The organism is Streptomyces sp. JLBT605 (genome assembly GCF_058215555.1).
Genome location: NZ_CM177087.1, coordinates 1,086,806 through 1,102,870 on the forward strand (window position 1 = coordinate 1,086,806; position 16,065 = coordinate 1,102,870).

A 16,065-nucleotide genomic window follows, 5' to 3' on the forward strand; every position below is an offset into this window, starting at 1 on the left:
GCGGTCAAATCAGACATGGGACATCCTATGTGTGGCGCAATCTGTCGCAGTGTCAGCAGCCTGTCAAGGGCGCCTGGCCGGCACGTGTCGCATTGACCGGCGAAACTACCGATGAGTACGCTCGCCCGACCCCTGGCGGCGACCCTGCGGAAGGGACCTGGCATGCGACGGCGGGACGAGCGGGCGCAACGCACCTACGACATCGTGCTCTTCGGCGCGACCGGCTTCGCGGGCGCGCTGACCGCCCGCTACCTGGCACGGAACGCCCCCGCCGAGGCCCTCCCCCAGACTCCGTCCGGGAGGTACCCCCTGGCGCTGGCCGGCCGCAGCCGGGAGAAGCTGGAGCGGCTGCGCGGGCAGCTGGCCGAGGTGCGCCCGGAGCTCGCCGGTCTCCCGCTGCTGCACGCGGACGCCGCCGACCCCGCCTCGCTGCGCGCGATCGCCGCCTCCACGCATGTGGTGGCCACCACCGTGGGGCCGTATCTGCGCTATGGCGAGCCGCTGGTCGCCGCCTGCGCCGAGGCCGGCACCGACTACGCCGATCTGACCGGGGAGCCGGAGTTCGTCGACCGGATGTATCTGCGGCACCACGCGCTGGCCCGTGGCACCGGTGCCCGGCTGGTGCACGCCTGCGGTTTCGACTCGGTGCCGCACGACCTCGGGGTGCGCTACACCGTCGAGCGGCTCCCGGAGGGGGTGCCGCTGCGCGTCCAGGGCTTCGTCCGCACCGACGCCGCCGTCTCCGGCGGCACGTTCGCCTCCGCCCTCACCGCGTTCTCCCGCCCGGCGGGCATGGCCCGCGCCGCCCGGGACCGGCGCCGCGCCGAACCCTCGCCCGCCGACCGGACCGTGACCGCCGGGGCGGGCACCCCGCACCACCGCCGTGAGCTGGGCGCCTGGGCGGTGCCGCTGCCGACCATCGACCCGCGGATCGTCGCCCGGTCCGCCGCCGCGCAGAGCCGCTACGGGCCGGACTTCCGCTATCAGCACCATCTGCTGGTCAAGCGGCTGCCGATGGTCGCCGGCGGCGCCGCCGGTCTGACCGCCCTCTTCGCGCTGGCACAGCTGCCGCCCGCCCGCCGGTGGCTGTCGGACCGGCTGAAGCCCGGCGAGGGCCCCGACGAGGCGCGGCGCGCCCGGAGCTGGTTCACGGTCCGGTTCATCGGCGAGGGCGGCGGCCGCAGGGTGGTCACCGAGGTCGCGGGCGGCGACCCGGGGTACGACGAGACCGCCACCATGCTCGCCGAATCCGCGCTCTGCCTCGCCTTCGACGACCTGCCCGAGACCTCCGGTCAGGTCACCACGGCCACCGCCATGGGCGAGGCCCTCACCCAGCGGCTGATCAGGGCGGGAATCACCTTCCGGACCGTCGCGGAGGCCTGACGGCCGGGGCGCCCGGATCGGGTGGCCGGGCGGGCCGGCCGGGTCAGCTGTCCAGCAGGGCGCGGCGGCAGAGCGAGTCGGCGCGCCGGGTGGTCTCCGGCAGCCGGTAGTCGCGCGCCAGGTGGAGCGTGTGCGCGCAGGCGTCCGGGAGGCTGATCCGGTGGCCGACCGAGACGAAGACCGGCTTCACCCCGTCCTGGGTGCGCAGCGCGCGGCCCACCTCCTCGGCGCCGTCGAGCAGCGGAGACCAGTCGCCGCGCCGCGCGCCGGGCGCCTCGAAGCGGAAGGTGAAGGGGTTCTTGGCGACCCCGATGGTGGGCAGCCCGGTCAGCACCCCGAGGTGGCTGGCCAACCCGAAGCGGCGCGGGTGGGCGATCCCGTAGCCGTCGCAGACCACCAGGTCGGGGGTGCGCTCCAGGCGTTCCAGGGCGCCGAGGACGGCCGGGATCTCACGGAACGCCAGCAGCCCCGGCACGTAGGGGAAGGAGACCCGGCCGACCGCGGTGGCCGTCCCGGTGACCTCGAGGGTGCGGCCGTCCAGGGCGACGGCGGCGGCCGCCACCACGTCCCGCTCGTCGTCGTACGCCACGTCCACCCCGACCACGGTGCCGCTGCCCGGGGCGGGCGGCCCGCCGGACGCCCCGCCGTCCCGCTCGACGAGGACGCGCAACCGGTCCTGGACGGCCCTCGCTTCCGCCTCGGTGGTGGGCCAGTCGGCGAGCGGTTCGGTTCCGGCAGGGTGTTCGATCATGGTGGGCCCACGGTACTCGAACCCCGGGGCGTAACGTGGCGGCCATGTTCATACTCGAGCTGACCTACACCGCACCGATCGAGCGCGTCGATGCCGCCCTCGCCGACCATGTCGAGTGGCTGGAGGAGCAGTACGCCGCCGGCCATTTCCTCGCCTCCGGCCGCAAGGAGCCGCGCGACGGCGGGGTGATCATCGCGGTGGCCGAGGACCGTGCCGCGATCGAGAAGATCACGGACACGGACCCCTTCGTCACCGCGGGCGTCTGCGCCTATCGCATCGTCGAGTTCATCGCCACCAAGACGGTCACGGCGCTCGCCGACTACCGGGAGCAGCTTCCGGCGTAAGTCCCGCGACGCAGCCCGGCCTTCAGCGCACGGCCGTCAGCCACGGGTTCGAGGCGGGCGACCGTCAGCGGGCAGCTTCCAGGCGGGCGGCCCGGCCCTTCTCGCCCGCGGCCCAGCAGCCGAAGTCGGGCGCGCAGTCGACCGTGTCGTACGAGCCGTCGTCGAACGGGCGCCAGGTGCGCCCGCCGTCGGTGGTCAGGTCCGTGCCGGTGGGACCCACGGCCAGGGCGGCCGAGCGGTGCCACGGCAGCCAGCTCACCCCCGAGCGGTAGCCGGCCGGCGGCTGCTCGGCCGTCGACCAGGTGGTTCCGCCGTCACGGCTGACGGCGGCGGCGAGCGGTGAGGGCTGCCCGGTCCGGTAGTCGCCGCCGACCGCGATGCCGTGGCCGGCGGCACCGCCCGAGCCACGGAAGGCCAGCCCGAAGATCCCGCGCGCCGGGTCACCCGCCGGGACCGGCGCCTCGGTCACCGTCCAGGTGCGGCCCCGGTCGGCGGAGTGCAGCACCCGGGCGGTCGTGGCGCCGCCGGTGGCGATCCACGCGTGCCGGCCGCCGGAGCTGACCAGGCACTGGCCGCTGGCGGCGAACGCGGCCTCGCCCGGCTGGGCGGCCGGCATGCCGTCCGGGGGCAGCACCCGCCAGCTGCGGCCGCCGTCCCCGGTGGCCAGGATGCGGTACCTGCCGTCCACCGGGTCACTGAGCGCGATGCCGCTGCGGGCGTCGAAGAAGGTCATGCAGTCGTAGAAGGCTCGCGGATCGGTGTTGCGGAAGGTCTCCGTCCAGGTGCGGCCTCCGTCTTCGGTACGGAAGACCCGGGACGCCTCGCCCTCGCCGATGGCCAGCACCACGGCCCGCCGGGCGCCGAACGCCTCGACGTCCCGGAACTCCAGCCCTTCGGCGCCCGGCGGCGAGACGTTTCGCCAACTCCGTCCGCCGTCCACGGTGCGCAGCACGGTGCCCTTCGATCCGGCCAGCCACGCCGTCGAACGGCTGACCGCGGCCAGCCCCCGGAAGCGGACGTCGGCGCCGGTGTCCTTCAGCCGCCAGTCCAGCCGCGCCGACTGCCCGGCCGGCTCGGCGGCCGGCGGCGGCCGGTCCGCCCCGCCCGGCTCGGCGGTCCGCGCGCCGGCCGGTACGGCCAGCGCGACGGCCAGCGCGGTGCCCAGAACCCCCACGGACAGCACTCGTCTCACGTTCCCCATGCCCCTCATGGGCGAGGAAGCTAGCTCATGGGAGGGTCGCCGTCCATGGAGCCGCCCGGACCCGTCGGGCACCTGCGGGTGCCGAATCGCGGGAGCCCCGGGGGCTTCCTATCGTGGGCAGGGGGAGCGAGGAGATCCGCCCCATGACAGTCATGGTCAGCGATGTGCCGAGGGCCCAGCGCTTCGAGGCTCGCGTCGACGGGGTTCTGGCGGGATTCGTCCGCTATATGCGCGCCTCCGATCTCATCGCCTTCGTCCACACCGAGGTGGAACCCGCCTTCGAGGGGCAGGGCATCGGTTCCGCGCTGGCCCGTGGCGCGCTGGACGCGGCGCGGGCCCATCAGCTGAAGGTGCTCGCGCCGTGTCCGTTCATCTCCGGCTGGATGGCGCGGCATCCCGACTATCTGAGCCTGGCGTACAAGAACCGCAGCCGGGTCACGGACTGACCGTCACGCCGGGCCACGGGCTGACGCTCACGGTGCCCGGGTGGCGCTCACGGCGCCGGGTCGGCGGCCGGAGCCGTCTCGGCGGGGGCCGGAGCCGTGCCGGTGGGGGTCGGCGTCGGCGCGGGCGTCGCGGTGGGACTCGCGGTGGGGGTGGGCTGGGTGGGGCTCGGCGTGGGCGACTGCTCCGTCGGTGACGGAGTGGGGGTGGGGGTAGGGCTGGGTGTGCGGGTGGGCGTGGGGGTCGGGGTGTGCGAGGGGGTCCGGGTGGGGGTCGGGGTCGGCTTGGGCCGCGGGGCGGTGGGCCGGGCGGTGGGTCCCGTCGTGGACGCGCTCGCCGTCGAGGTCGCCCACGGCGTCGGCGCGGCGGTCGTCGCCCGGGTCGGGTCCACCGGCCCGGGTATCTGGCCGCCGGAGAGGATGACCGGCGGCAGCGCCGACGGGGACCGCCACTCCCCCAGGGTCGGGGTGCCCGGCGCCGCGATGGCCAGCGGCGGCCTGGTCAGGACGGTGCTCGCCGGTCCGGTGGCCGGGCGCGTCGCCGATGCGACGGCGGACGGCGTCCCACTCATCGTCCCGGGCCAGGTCCCGGCCCAGGGGTCGCCTCCGGTGTCCGGTGGCGCGACCGCCACCGCCCGCTGCCCGGGCTCGGCGGAGACCGCCGTGCCACCGCCGCCGACCAGCGCCAGCCCGGTGGCGGCCACCGCGCCCGCGAGGGCCAGCACGCCGACCCCGGCCGCGACGGCCGCGACCGGTCCGGCCTGGGCGATGTGCCCGCGCCGCAACAGACGCATCGAGTGCCGGACGCCGCCTGCCATGCCGCCCGGTCCGGCCGCCGCGACGGCCGCCGCCAGCGGCGTCAGGAAGTCCCCGGGCTGCCCGGTGCTCTCGCTGCGCAGCAGGAGCAGCGCGGGGCCCACCAGGGCGGGCAGCCGCTCGTCCGCGTGGGCCAGCAGCGCGCCGCGGCCCCGGCAGTCCGGGCAACGCTGGTGATGCCGGGCCGACCCGTCGGGGCGGGGCGCGGCGGCGGAGCCGGGCGTCCGCTCCGGCATCCGGTCCCAGTAGGTGCGGCAGACGGGGTTCGCGGGGGCGCCGGGCTGGGCGCGCAGGAACGATTCGCGCATGACCTCGCGGGCCCGGTGCAGCAGTGCCGCCGTGGCGCTCCTGCCGGTGCCGATCCACCGGCCGATCTCCTCCAGCGGCTGTGCCTCGGCCTCGGCCAGCCAGAGCGCCTTCACCCAGCGCTGCGGCAGCTGCTCCAAGACCCCGGCGAGCACGTCGGTCTGCGCCACGCAGACGGGCGGCTCGGTGCTCCAGGACGGCCCACCGGCCCAGCCGCCCTCCCCGGCCCAGCCGTGGTCGGCGGCCCAGCCGTGGTCGCGGTCCAGGCCACCGGGGACCTCCCGGGCGGCGGCGCCCTGGACGGCCTTGGCCAGGCTCCGGACCGTGGTGGTCAGACAGGCCGGGACGTTTCCGATGACCTCGCCGGCGCGCAGCCTGCGCCAGATCCGGAAGTGCGCCTCGGCGGCCAGGTCCTCCGCACGCCAGGGATCGCCGGTCAGCGTCCTGGCGTACGCGACAAGGCGCGGGCGCTCGCGTTCGTACAGCCGGACGCAGGCGTCGGCGTCAGCGGTGGGGGCGGAGCGGTCGGTCATGGAACGAGCCCTCGGTGTGGTGCGTGGATCCGGCCCAGGGTACGGGGCGCTTCTCCCGCCACCGCTGCGTCGTGACGCACGTCACGCGACTCCCCGATGCACGGCCGCGACGCCCTGGGCGTCTAACCGGTCGAAGAGAGAGCTGGATCCGTACCGATCGCATGGGAGTCGGCGATGCCCCCCGTTATCGACCAAGCCGTGCAGGCCCGTCTCATCGCCTCCACCCCCGAGGCTCGTGCCATCCCGGCGAGTCTGCGCTACACCCGCAGCGACCCGTTCGCCGTCAGCATCTCCTTCCCCGCGACCGCGTCGCTGGACGGCTCGGAGGTGGAGTGGACGTTCGGGCGGGAGCTGCTCGCAGCGGGCCTGCGGGCTCCGGCGGGCAGCGGCGATGTGCAGGTGTGGCCCTGCGGCCAGGAGCGGACGGTGCTGGAGTTCCACGCTCTGGAGGGCGTGGCGATGGTCCAGTTCCACACCGCTGACCTGCGGCGCTTCCTGCGACGCTCGTACGAGCTGGTCACCGAGGGCGGCGAGGTGGCCCACATCGATCTGGACGACGGCCTGGCCACGCTGCTGCGCGACGCCTGAGCCCGAAGGCGGACGCACCGGACACGGAGGCGCCGAACGCGTACGCGCCGGACGCGGACGTACCGGACGCGGACGTACCGGCCCCGGACGCGCCTGACGCCGGGTCAGCCGCTGGAGGCCGCGGCGATGGCGGCCATCACCACGGCGGAGGCCACCGCGATGGCGGTGGCCTTCCGCACCTCGGCGATCGCCTTCTCCAGGCCCGGCGCGGCGTGTCCGCTGCGCTCCGCGAGCGCGGCGATCCGTGGCTCGTGGACCTCGGCGTCCTCCGCGGTGACGACGGTGCGCAGTTCGCCGGCGGCGGCCAGGGCCACCAGCGCCGCGTCCTCCACCGCCACCTCCCCCACCGGCTGCCGGCCGCGCAGCAGCCGCCGCGCGTCGTCCCGCATCCCGGCGACCACATCGGGCCGCTCCAAGGCGTACTCCCTGCCCAGCGGCAGCCCGAGCACCCTTCTCCGCCGCGCCCGCAGAAACCCGGCGGCCAGCTGCTGGTCACGGATCCCGGTCAGGGTCGTCCGGGCGTGGTACGTCACCCAGGTCTGCCAGTCGCGTGGCCGGGACTCGCCGATGAGTTCCAGCAGTCCGTCCAGCACCGGATCGCCGGTGACGGCGTCCGCCAGCGGCTTGGCCCGGCCCCGCGCATCGATCAGCAGCCCGCGCTGGGCCAGCTCGGTGAGCGCCCCGGCCCGCACCAGGGCGGCGAGCTGGGCGCCGTGCGCGACCGCGCCGGAGCCGGTGCCGAAGCCCGCGCCGGAGCCGGTGCCGGTACCCGGCGCGGTGCTTCGGTCCCCGGTGTCCCAGGCGAGGAGGTAGAGCTTGGCGGGCAGCGAGAGCGAACCGTTCGGCACGAGGACCTCCGGTGGGACGGCTGAAACCGACCCTAACCGGGACACGCCGGGGTTGACGCGCCGCGCGCGGGCCGGTGCCGCCGGACGCGCGCCCCCCGTTCCGCCACGCGCGCGTTCCGGCTCCACCGGATGCCGGGCCGATGCCGGTCAGACCGGCTGTCTGATCAGGCTCGCGGCTTCCACCACGGCGCGGAGATGTCCCGCAGCGTGTTGGTGCCGCAGTGCACCTCGCCCATGCCCAGGTGGTAGGTGGCGTAGTCGTCGATGTACGACACCTTGACTCCCGCCGTCCGGTAGGCGGCGTTGACGGCCTCGGTGAAGATGTCCTTGCCGCGGATCACCGGCCCCCACTGCCTAGGAGCGAGGTAGCGGTCCTTGCCGAGCACGATGCCGTTGACCGCGCCGGGCACATAGGCGCTGGTCATCGTGGTCTCCCGGGCCGGCTTCAGCTCGCGCTGCTGGCCGTGCTCGCGCACCGCGTCCGGCACCCGGACGGTGCCGCCGAGCCGCTTCAGCCGGGGCATCCGGTCGCCGTCCTCGCCCGCCTCGACGCCGCGGGTGAACAGCGCGGGCACCTTCACCACCTCGGCGTCGGTGATGCCCGTCTCGCGCTTGAGGGTCTCCAGGTTGGCGGCGATCCGCCGGGCGGCGAGGGCGTTGTCGGCGCGCAGCGTCGGGCTGGCGAGGGCCTGGGCGATGGTCTCCCGCGGCACCGGCGCGCCGGCCGAGTCCGGTACGGAGAACATCCGGGTGCCGCCGTGGCCCTGGGCCTTCGCGTCGCGCAGCAGCCGCATTCCGGCCTCCGGGTCGGCGATACCGATCCGCCAGCCGCGCGGCGTGTCGGCGGGCAGGAACTGTACGAACTCGTCGACATGGCCGACGTGCAGCCAGGAGGTGTCCAGCAGCAGCGGGTCCTGGAGGCCCTGGGAGGCGAGCAGGGTGCGCATGGCGCGGGCGGGCTTGGAGCCGGTGTCCTTGCGCTCGCCCATGATGATGCGGCCGGCCGGGTAGGCGCGGCCGCCGTGCTCGTACGGCGGGATGGTCTCCAGGTTTCCCATGGAGTTGAGCGTCCACTCCTCGCCGGGGCGGACCCCGGAGACCTGGACCACGCCGATGTCGCGGCCGCGCAGCTTCTCGAACAGCTCGCGGCCCGCGTCGCGGTCCGGCTGGGCCGAGCGCAGCATGACCCGCATGCCGTGCGGGGTGCCGCCGGGGCCGGCCATGGTCACATAGGCCGGTTCCACGAAGTCCTGCGCCCAGACGTCGTCGTACTTGGTGAACTTCACCAGCGGGGTGGTGATGCCCGCCCGCTCGGCCTCGGTGGCCAGGGTCCGGACGAACTTCCGCTGGGCGCGGGCGTAGGCGTCGTCGCCCTTCACCTGGGTGACCATCAGCTGGCGGGCCTGCTGGAGGTGGTGGTGGGTGAGCAGCGGGGCGGCGTGCAGGGTGACCCGGTCGGTGGTGGCCGCCCCTCCGTCGCCCGGGTCCACGGTGAACGCCACCACGGCGGTGCCGTCCCAGACGGCGCGGTCGCGCACCACATCGGTGCCCTCGATGCCCAGCTCCACCCCGGCGCGCAGTTCGGCGGCGGTCAGCCGGGTGGCGGGCTTCACCGCCGTCCAGCCGCCGGGGCGCTTGACGAACAGCCGGGCGTGCTTGGCGCCGGCGCCGGTGAGGGCGACCTTGCCGGCGGCGCCGTCCGGCAGCGCGGGCATCGGCACGGTGCGGAGGCGGGCCAGGTCCGCGACGTCGGCGCTGCCGTTGACCTTGTCGTCCGCGGCGTCGTTGCACTTGGCGAGCTTGGCGTCGGGCAGCGGCCTGCCGTCGGGGCCGGTGGCGCGGCACCGCTTGGCGTCGTCGTCGATGTTGGGCAGGAAGACCGCTCCCCGCCCGGTGGTCCAGCCGTTCTCGCCGGCGGTGTCCGTGCTGCCGTCGACGTCCACACGGCCGTCGCGGTTCACGTCCGCCCGCAGGTCTGCCCGCTGCGGCGGGTCCGCGGCGAACGCGGGTATGGGTGCCAGGGCGGCCCCCGCCAGGGTGATGGCGAGGACGGTGCGGCCCGGGAGACTCACACGCACCATGGAGTCCTTTCTCGTTCCGTGTCGAAGTTCGGTGTCGGGGTTCCGTGTCGAAAATCCGTGTCGAAGTCGGGTCGTCCACGGAGGGAGAGGGGACTTGAGGCGGCCGGCGTTGTGCGGCGGCGGGAAGTGGCGACCGCGGAGGTACATCCGGCGCCCGGCGACGGGGGCGGGCCCACCCCAGCAGGGGGGCCGTGGCCCGCGGAATGTCCTCCGCCCGGCTGTTGACAGACGCTGCGGGGGGCCAGGGGGTGCGCGGCGGAGTAGCACGCCATGCGGGTGCGCGGCGGCCCGCTTAGGCTCGCCGTGTGGATCAGCCGTCTCACGGGAAGCCCGGAGGCCCCCATGCCGGAGCTGTTCATCGGCGGCCAGTGGACCGCCGCCGCCGACGGACGGGTGCGGGAGATCCGCTGCCCGGCGGACGGCGCCCTGGTGGCTGCCGTCGACGAGGCGGACCGCGAGGACGCGGCGGCCGCCGTGGAGGCTGCTCGTGATGCCTTCGACCGCGGTCCGTGGCCGGGTACTCCGGCCGCCGACCGGGGGGAGCTGCTCCTGCGCGTCGCCGATCTGCTGGTCCGGGACAAGGCGGAGCTGGCCCGTGCCGAGTCCCTGGACACCGGCAAGCGCTATGTGGAGAGCCAGTACGACCTCGACGACGTCGCGAACTGCTTCCGCTACTTCGGCGGGCTGGCCTGCGCGGGCGGCACGGACCGGGTGGTGAACACCGGCGACCGGAGGATCGACAGCCGGGTGGTGCACGAGCCGGTCGGGGTGTGTGCCCTGATCACCCCGTGGAACTATCCGCTGCTGCAGACCGCGTGGAAGGTCGCGCCCGCGCTCGCCGCCGGCAACACCTTCGTCCTCAAGCCCAGCGAGCTGACCCCGCACACCGCGATCGGCCTGATGCGGCTGCTGGCCGAGGCCGGGCTGCCGGACGGGGCGGCCAATCTGGTGCTGGGTGCCGGTCCGGTGGCGGGCGAGCCGCTGGTCACCGACGCACGTGTGGACATGGTCTCGTTCACCGGCGGGCTGACCACCGGGCGGCACATCATGGCGGCGGCCGCGCCCACGGTGAAGAAGATCGCCCTGGAGCTGGGCGGCAAGAACCCCAACATCGTCTTCGCCGACGCGGATTTCGACACCGCCGTGGACTACGCGCTGACCGCGGTCTTCCTCCACTCCGGCCAGGTGTGCTCGGCCGGCGCGCGGCTGCTGATCGAGAACTCGCTGCATGACGCGTTCGTCGACGAACTGGTGGCCCGGGCCCGGCGGATCCGGCTCGGCGGGCCCTTCGACGAGAAGGCGCGGACCGGTCCGCTGATCTCCGCCGAGCACCGCGAGAAGGTCGAGGCTTACGTCTCGGCCGGGCTGGACGAGGGGGCGGTGCTGCGCTGCGGCGGGTCGCCGCCGCCCGACCCGGAGCTGAAGAACGGCTTCTACTATCTGCCGACCGTGCTGGACGACTGCACCCCGGGCATGTCGGTGGTGCGGGACGAGTCCTTCGGCCCGGTGCTGACGGTCGAGCGGTTCCGCGGCGAGGCCGAGGCGGTCGCGATGGCCAACGACACCATGTACGGACTGGCCGGGGCGGTGTGGACGCAGGACGCCGAACGCGCCCACCGGGTGGCCGGCAAGCTGCGCGCCGGCACGGTGTGGATCAACGACTTCCACCCGTACGTACCCCAGGCCGAATGGGGCGGCATGAAGCAGTCCGGGGTGGGCCGGGAGCTCGGCCCGGCGGGGCTGGCCGAATACCAGGAGGCCAAGCACGTCTGGCGCAACACCGCGCCCCGCCCGCAGCGGTGGTTCGACTGACCGGCGCCGGCTTAGGTCACCCGGGCCGTACCGCCCCGGTGACGCCGCCGCTCTCCACCGATCCGGTCTCCGCCGGTCCGGTCCCCACCGGTTCGCTCTCCACCGGCCCGCCGTCCACCGGGGAGGACCATCCGTCACCGATACGCAGATCGAATCCGGCCGGGCGGGCGTCGCGCAGCGCCTCCTCGGTGTAGGCGGACCAGATCGCGGCGGCGCGGCCGCGGCCGGCGCCGCCGAGGGTCACCTGCTTACGGGTCCGGGGGTCCTCGCCGAACAGTCCGATCGCCGTGACCAGTTGAGGCGTGTAGCCGACGAACCAGGCGGCCTTCCTGTCGTCGGAGGTGCCGGACCTCCCCGCCACGGCCTGCGTGCCGGTGCGGATCCAGGCCGGGCTGTCCGCGTCCTCGCCAAGGACCCCGGCCAGGGCGGCGGTGACCTGGTCCGCGGTCTCCCGGCTGACCACCTGGCCGCCGATCGCGTCCCGCACCCGGATCGTCTCGTCACCGCGCCGCGCGGAGTCCACGATCGTCGGGATGACCTTCCGCCCGTGGTTGTCGAAGGTGGCGTAGACCCCGGCGAGGTCCAGCGGGCTGGCACCCATCAGACCGAGCTCCATGGTGGTCGGCCGGGGCTCGAAGCCGCTGGCGTCCACGTTCATGCCCAGCGCCACCGCGGTCTCCTTGATCTCCGCCGGGCCGGTCTCCTTGCCGGCGTCTTTCTGCTCCAACCGGGCGGCCAGCGCCATCGGTTCGAAGGCCGCGCCCGCCTGGTAGTCGCCGCGGGTGGCGTTGCTCAGGTAGTGGTCGGTGTAGTTCCGTCCGCCGTAGAAGGCCAGGACGCGGCCGGTGCGCGGGTCCACCGAGACCGCCCCGGCCTGGGTGTTCGCCCGCGCGGCGCGGTCCTTGGCGCCCATGGCACCCTGGGTGCCCTTTCCGCTCGCGTCGAGCTGTCGCTGGACCGCCTGTTCCAGAGCGCGCTGCCGGGCGCGGTCGATGTTCAGGGTGATGGTCCAGCCGCCGGCGGCGAGTTCCTGTTCGCTGACCCCGGAGGCGATGAGCTCCCGCCTGGCCGCCTCCATCAGATAGCCGGCCTGGCCGTCGAGTCCGGGCAGGGGCCTGGGGTCGATCGGCCGGGGGAAGCGCATCCCGCGCCGTTCGTCCTTGTCCAGCCAGCCTGCCTCGACCATGTTGTTCAGCACGTAGTTCCAGCGCTGCTCGACGCGGCGCTTGCCGGCCGGGCTCGCCACCACCCAGTCGTACTGGCTGGGGGCCTGGAGCAGCGCGGCCAGGTACGCGCCTTCGGCGACGTCGAGTTCGTCGACCTGCTTGCCGTAGTACGCCCGGGCCGCGGCCTGGATGCCGTAGGCGAACCGCCCGAAGTAGCTGGTGTTCAGATAGCCGGCCAGGATCTCGTCCTTGGAGCTGCGCTGGTCGACCTTCAGGGAGATGATCAGCTCCTTCACCTTGCGGCTGATGGTCTGCTCCTGGTTGAGGTAGTAGTTCTTGACGTACTGCTGGGTGATGGTGGAGCCGCCCTGAGTGCCCTGGCCGGTCAGGGTGTTGATCAGGCCGCGACCGATGCCCACCGGGTCCACCCCCGCGTCCTGGTAGAAGGACTTGTTCTCCGCCGCGACGAACGCGTGCTGCACGGGCCCCGGCACCCGCTCGATGGGCACCGACTCACGGTTGACGTCCCCGGTGCGGGCGGCGACGCTCCCGTCGCTGTAGAGGTAGACGTTGCTCTCCGCCTTCGCCAGGGCGTTGGCCTCGGGGATGTCGATGGCGTAGTAGAGGGCGGCGAAGGTGCCGATCAGCAGCAGCCACAGGGACAGCACGTAGACGAGCAGCTTCCGCCAGGTGAAGAAGCGGCGTATCCCGGTCCGCCGTTCCCGGGTCTTCCTCCTCCGGCCACCGGCCGCCTTCCGCGGGGCGCCGCCCGGCTCCTGCGGGGCACTGGCCATCGACTCGGGTTCACCGGCCGTCGCATCCGCGTCACCGGCCGTCGGATCCGCATCACCGGCAGTCTGTTGCCGGTCGCCGGCCGTCTGCTGCGGATCACTCGCCGCCTGCCGCCCAGCCGTACGGTCCGGCCTCCACCTGATACGCATGCCGGCCATCCTGGGCGGCGAAGATCTTGAAACAGCCAACGCCCGGTATCGGCCGGTGCTCGGCCATGGCTCGACAACCCCTCGACGGTGTATCAGTCGTGTATCGGCCCGCGTTCCGGCCCCGGCCCCGCGCCGTTCGGAAGCCGCAGGGTGGCGATCGCTCCCCCGTCCGGCGCGTTGCCGAACTCCAGCTCGGCGCCGAGCACATGGGCCTGGCCCAGCGCGATGGTCAGTCCCAGCCCATGGCCCCGGCCCCGCTCCCGGGCGCCGGTGCGGAACCGCTGCGGGCCGTCCGTCAGCAGGGCGTCCGGGAAACCGGGGCCGTGGTCCCGCACGGTCACGGTGTGGCCGGTCCCGTCTCCGTCCACCGTGACGACCACTTCGGGCCGGCCGTGCCGGTGGGCGTTGACCACCAGATTGGCCACGATCCGGTCCAGCCGGCGCGGGTCCGTCCACACCGTCGCGGTCCGCGCCGCGTCCCCGGTGCACAGGCGCGCCGACAGTCCGGTGCGGGCGACGGCCTCCTCGACCAGCGGCCCCACGGCGCACGGGGAGAGGTCGGCGGTCTCGGCGCCGGCGTCCAGCCGGGAGATCTCCAGCAGCTCCTCCACCAGGGTGCTCAGCACCCGCACCCGGTCACGGACGTAACCGGCCGCCTCGTCGTCCGGCGGCAGCAGTTCGGCCGCGGTGACCAGCCCCATCAGCGGGGTCCGCAGCTCGTGCGCCACATCGGCGGTGAACCTCTGCTCGCTGCGCAGCCGCTCCTGGAGGGCCCCGGCCATCGAGTCGACGGCGCCGGAGATCTCCGCGATCTCGTCCTGGTGGCGGTCCTTGGCGGAGATGCGGGCGTCCAGGTCGCCGGCCGCGATCCGGCGGGCGGTCCCGGCGGCGGTGCGCAGCCGCCGGCTCATCCGCTGCGCGGTCACCACACCCAGTGGCAGCACGACGGCGGTGGTGGACAGCCCGGCGATGACGATGCTGGTGTCCAGGGCGCTGATGTCCCGCATGGTCGTCGTCATGTCGACCCGCACCGACAGCACTCTCTCCCCGGCGGGCCGGGCGGCCCACATGGCCGGGCCGCCGTCCCCGGTGGTGAACTCCGTCCCCTGGTGTCCCCTGCGTACCAGGGAGCGCAGTTCGTCGGGGAGTCCGGGGGCGTCGAGCCTCGCCCCGGAGCCCTGGACGGTGCCGGTCCGGGAGTAGGTGGCGGCGGCCCGGTCGAGTGTGGTGCGGGCGGCGTCCCGGGCCTGCGACAGCTCCCGGTCGCGGGAGGCGTGGTGGACGATGACGCCGACCGCCGAGGCGGCGGCGCAGGTCGCCGCGGCCACCAGCGCGGCGATTCGCCAGCGGAGCGTCATGGTCAGCGCCGCAGCTTGTAGCCGAAGCCGCGGACGGTCTCGATCCGCTCCGCGCCGATCTTGGCGCGCAGCCGCTGGACGTGCAGATCGACCACCCGGGTGTCGCCCTGCCAGGCGTGGTCCCACACCCGGCTGAGCAGCGTCCTGCGTTCGAGGACGACCCCGGGGGACGCGGCGAACTCCAGCAGCATGCGCAGCTCGGTGGGGGTCAGCGCCAGGGGCCGGCCGCCGCGGCAGACCTCCATGCCGCGCGGGTCGATCGTCAGGTCCCCGAACGTCAGGGTCGCGGGCTGCTGGTGCGCCCCGTCGGCTGCCACGCGCTCCGCCGGCGGACCCCCGGCCGACGGATTCTCCATCGGCGGGAACGAGGCCCGGCGCAGCAGCGATCGGATCCGGGCGACCAGCACCGCGCTCTCGCACGGCTTGACCACATAGTCGTCCGCCCCCGCCTCCAGGCCGGAGATCACATCCAGGGCGTCCCCGCGCGCGGACATCATCAGGATCGGCGCCAGGCTCAGCTCCCGCACCCGGCGGCACAGTCCGATGCCGTCCAGCTCGGGCAGCATGACGTCGAGGAGCAGCAGGTCGGGGCGGCGCTCCCGGAAGACCTCCAGGCCGGTGAGCCCGTCGGCGGCGGCGGAGACGGTGAAGCCGTACCGCTCCAGGGCCATCCGTACGGTGTTGCGGATGACCTCGTCGTCCTCGACGAGCAGCAGATGCGCCTCGGACGGGGAGGCGGCGGCCGGTGCGGGGGTGAAGGGGCTGGTCATGGCAGGGTCCTCGGGGCCGGGCCGACGGGGGTGGGCGAGTCGCCGGACGCGGCACCACCTGGTGAGACGAGTGCCATGCGCTCGCCGTTCCACCGGTAGCGGGTGGTGATCTGCCCGTCCCGGCCGGGCTCGGTGAGGACCAGGTCACGGCCGTAGGTCTCGCCGGTGAGCCCGAGCGCCCCCCACGAGACCAGGACGGGCCGGACGGTGTCGCCGAAGGCCCGGTAGACCTGGAGCATGGTGAGCTTGAATCCCTCTTCGTCCACCGCCACCACCAGCTCCTCCCGGCCGTCGCCGGTCAGGTCGCGGTAGACGGGCTTCCGCAGCGAGCAGTGCGAGCCGGGGCACTGGCCGCCGGCGGCCTTGCTCACCATCTCCGGCAGATTGGGGTCCCGCTCCAGGAGCCTGCGTACCGAGACCTTCCGCAGCCCGCCGTCCTTCGGCACGGTGACGCCCTCGACCGGCAGGTAGGGCTTGCGATCGGGGCTGGGCGCTACCGTCTCCGCCGGCACCGGCGGCGTGTAGTCCGGCCACAGCGGCGAGGCGCTCGTCGGGGCCGTCAGCTGCGGCGCACTCCCCCCGTCCCGCGCCCCGCCCCCGCCCGCACACCCGGCGAGCACCGCCCCGGCCACCAGCGCCACGGCCCCCGCGAGGGCGCGCCGGGCACCGGCGGATCGGGGGCGGCGGCTGGGGCGGCAGGGGCGGGAGGAACACATGATCCCGT

Annotated in this window: 14 protein-coding genes; 5 read left to right on the plus strand and 9 right to left on the minus strand. The window is 74.4% G+C overall.

Features of this window, described 5'->3' with window-relative positions:
* Positions 1 to 162 precede the first annotated feature (162 nt).
* Positions 163 to 1,383 carry a saccharopine dehydrogenase family protein gene (locus AC4BDD_RS05075; protein ID WP_490689754.1) on the plus strand — a complete coding sequence of 407 codons (1,221 nt, stop codon included), beginning with the start codon at positions 163 to 165 and terminating at the stop codon, positions 1,381 to 1,383.
* Between the two features lie 43 nt (positions 1,384 to 1,426).
* On the opposite strand, the gene AC4BDD_RS05080 is transcribed toward AC4BDD_RS05075, so the two are convergent.
* Positions 1,427 to 2,134, minus strand: a complete 708-nt coding sequence (locus tag AC4BDD_RS05080) for an endonuclease V (protein ID WP_490689755.1) — start codon at positions 2,132 to 2,134, stop codon at positions 1,427 to 1,429.
* A 44-nt stretch (positions 2,135 to 2,178) separates the two neighbouring features.
* Between AC4BDD_RS05080 and AC4BDD_RS05085 the strand changes: the two genes are divergently transcribed.
* Positions 2,179 to 2,478, plus strand: coding sequence for a YciI family protein (locus AC4BDD_RS05085; protein WP_490689756.1), 300 nt, complete (start codon positions 2,179 to 2,181; stop codon positions 2,476 to 2,478).
* A 64-nt stretch (positions 2,479 to 2,542) separates the two neighbouring features.
* Here AC4BDD_RS05085 and AC4BDD_RS05090 read toward each other — a convergent pair whose 3' ends face one another.
* Positions 2,543 to 3,688 carry a WD40/YVTN/BNR-like repeat-containing protein gene (locus tag AC4BDD_RS05090; RefSeq protein ID WP_490689757.1) on the minus strand — a complete coding sequence of 382 codons (1,146 nt, stop codon included), beginning with the start codon at positions 3,686 to 3,688 and terminating at the stop codon, positions 2,543 to 2,545.
* A 134-nt stretch (positions 3,689 to 3,822) separates the two neighbouring features.
* Here AC4BDD_RS05090 and AC4BDD_RS05095 point away from each other — a divergent pair, with 134 nt between their 5' ends.
* The gene (locus tag AC4BDD_RS05095; RefSeq protein WP_490689758.1) at positions 3,823 to 4,125 is read left to right on the plus strand and encodes a GNAT family N-acetyltransferase; all 303 of its coding nucleotides are present in this window, start codon (positions 3,823 to 3,825) and stop codon (positions 4,123 to 4,125) included.
* A gap of 47 nt (positions 4,126 to 4,172) precedes the next feature.
* Here the strand turns inward: AC4BDD_RS05095 and AC4BDD_RS05100 are convergent, their stop codons facing one another.
* A complete protein-coding gene (locus AC4BDD_RS05100) occupies positions 4,173 to 5,777 on the minus strand; it encodes an RNA polymerase sigma factor (protein WP_490689759.1) in 1,605 nt (534 codons plus the stop codon).
* A gap of 174 nt (positions 5,778 to 5,951) precedes the next feature.
* Between AC4BDD_RS05100 and ssgD the strand changes: the two genes are divergently transcribed.
* A complete protein-coding gene (ssgD, locus tag AC4BDD_RS05105) occupies positions 5,952 to 6,365 on the plus strand; it encodes a spore wall synthesis regulator SsgD (RefSeq protein ID WP_490689760.1) in 414 nt (137 codons plus the stop codon).
* A 104-nt stretch (positions 6,366 to 6,469) separates the two neighbouring features.
* Here the strand turns inward: ssgD and AC4BDD_RS05110 are convergent, their stop codons facing one another.
* Together AC4BDD_RS05110 and AC4BDD_RS05115 are read right to left on the minus strand one after the other, a co-directional pair.
* Positions 6,470 to 7,213 (minus strand): GOLPH3/VPS74 family protein, encoded by a 744-nt coding sequence (locus tag AC4BDD_RS05110; protein ID WP_490689761.1) that lies wholly within the window; start codon positions 7,211 to 7,213, stop codon positions 6,470 to 6,472.
* A 164-nt stretch (positions 7,214 to 7,377) separates the two neighbouring features.
* Positions 7,378 to 9,294: a protein-arginine deiminase domain-containing protein gene (locus tag AC4BDD_RS05115; RefSeq protein WP_490689762.1), complete on the minus strand. Its 1,917-nt coding sequence runs from the start codon at positions 9,292 to 9,294 to the stop codon at positions 7,378 to 7,380.
* Positions 9,295 to 9,636: 342 nt separating this feature from the next.
* Here AC4BDD_RS05115 and AC4BDD_RS05120 point away from each other — a divergent pair, with 342 nt between their 5' ends.
* Complete coding sequence (locus tag AC4BDD_RS05120; protein WP_490689763.1) at positions 9,637 to 11,106, plus strand: aldehyde dehydrogenase family protein; 1,470 nt, start codon at positions 9,637 to 9,639, stop codon at positions 11,104 to 11,106.
* A gap of 16 nt (positions 11,107 to 11,122) precedes the next feature.
* Here AC4BDD_RS05120 and AC4BDD_RS05125 read toward each other — a convergent pair whose 3' ends face one another.
* From AC4BDD_RS05125 to AC4BDD_RS05140, 4 genes are all read right to left on the minus strand, one after another.
* Entirely contained in the window at positions 11,123 to 13,213 is a 2,091-nt protein-coding gene (locus AC4BDD_RS05125) for a transglycosylase domain-containing protein (protein ID WP_490689764.1), read from the minus strand.
* 92 nt (positions 13,214 to 13,305) lie between these two features.
* Positions 13,306 to 14,571 carry a sensor histidine kinase gene (locus tag AC4BDD_RS05130; protein ID WP_490689765.1) on the minus strand — a complete coding sequence of 422 codons (1,266 nt, stop codon included), beginning with the start codon at positions 14,569 to 14,571 and terminating at the stop codon, positions 13,306 to 13,308.
* Between the two features lie 2 nt (positions 14,572 to 14,573).
* A complete protein-coding gene (cseB, locus tag AC4BDD_RS05135) occupies positions 14,574 to 15,341 on the minus strand; it encodes a two-component system response regulator CseB (RefSeq protein WP_490689766.1) in 768 nt (255 codons plus the stop codon).
* Positions 15,338 to 16,057 carry a hypothetical protein gene (locus AC4BDD_RS05140; protein ID WP_490689767.1) on the minus strand — a complete coding sequence of 240 codons (720 nt, stop codon included), beginning with the start codon at positions 16,055 to 16,057 and terminating at the stop codon, positions 15,338 to 15,340. The genes cseB and AC4BDD_RS05140 overlap by 4 nt, the downstream gene beginning before the upstream one ends.
* Positions 16,058 to 16,065 lie beyond the last annotated feature (8 nt).

What these genes read in the sequence shown, in the direction of transcription:
- AC4BDD_RS05100 (WP_490689759.1), bottom strand. Translation starts at nt 5,777, where the DNA reads ATGACCGACCGCTCCGCCCCCACCGCTGACGCCGACGCCTGCGTCCGG.
- AC4BDD_RS05090 (WP_490689757.1), bottom strand. Translation starts at nt 3,688, where the DNA reads ATGAGGGGCATGGGGAACGTGAGACGAGTGCTGTCCGTGGGGGTTCTG.
- AC4BDD_RS05085 (WP_490689756.1), top strand. Translation starts at nt 2,179, where the DNA reads ATGTTCATACTCGAGCTGACCTACACCGCACCGATCGAGCGCGTCGAT.
- AC4BDD_RS05120 (WP_490689763.1), top strand. Translation starts at nt 9,637, where the DNA reads ATGCCGGAGCTGTTCATCGGCGGCCAGTGGACCGCCGCCGCCGACGGA.
- AC4BDD_RS05125 (WP_490689764.1), bottom strand. Translation starts at nt 13,213, where the DNA reads ATGCGTATCAGGTGGAGGCCGGACCGTACGGCTGGGCGGCAGGCGGCG.
- ssgD (WP_490689760.1), top strand. Translation starts at nt 5,952, where the DNA reads ATGCCCCCCGTTATCGACCAAGCCGTGCAGGCCCGTCTCATCGCCTCC.
- AC4BDD_RS05075 (WP_490689754.1), top strand. Translation starts at nt 163, where the DNA reads ATGCGACGGCGGGACGAGCGGGCGCAACGCACCTACGACATCGTGCTC.
- AC4BDD_RS05115 (WP_490689762.1), bottom strand. Translation starts at nt 9,294, where the DNA reads ATGGTGCGTGTGAGTCTCCCGGGCCGCACCGTCCTCGCCATCACCCTG.
- AC4BDD_RS05130 (WP_490689765.1), bottom strand. Translation starts at nt 14,571, where the DNA reads ATGACGCTCCGCTGGCGAATCGCCGCGCTGGTGGCCGCGGCGACCTGC.
- AC4BDD_RS05095 (WP_490689758.1), top strand. Translation starts at nt 3,823, where the DNA reads ATGACAGTCATGGTCAGCGATGTGCCGAGGGCCCAGCGCTTCGAGGCT.
- AC4BDD_RS05080 (WP_490689755.1), bottom strand. Translation starts at nt 2,134, where the DNA reads ATGATCGAACACCCTGCCGGAACCGAACCGCTCGCCGACTGGCCCACC.
- AC4BDD_RS05140 (WP_490689767.1), bottom strand. Translation starts at nt 16,057, where the DNA reads ATGTGTTCCTCCCGCCCCTGCCGCCCCAGCCGCCGCCCCCGATCCGCC.
- cseB (WP_490689766.1), bottom strand. Translation starts at nt 15,341, where the DNA reads ATGACCAGCCCCTTCACCCCCGCACCGGCCGCCGCCTCCCCGTCCGAG.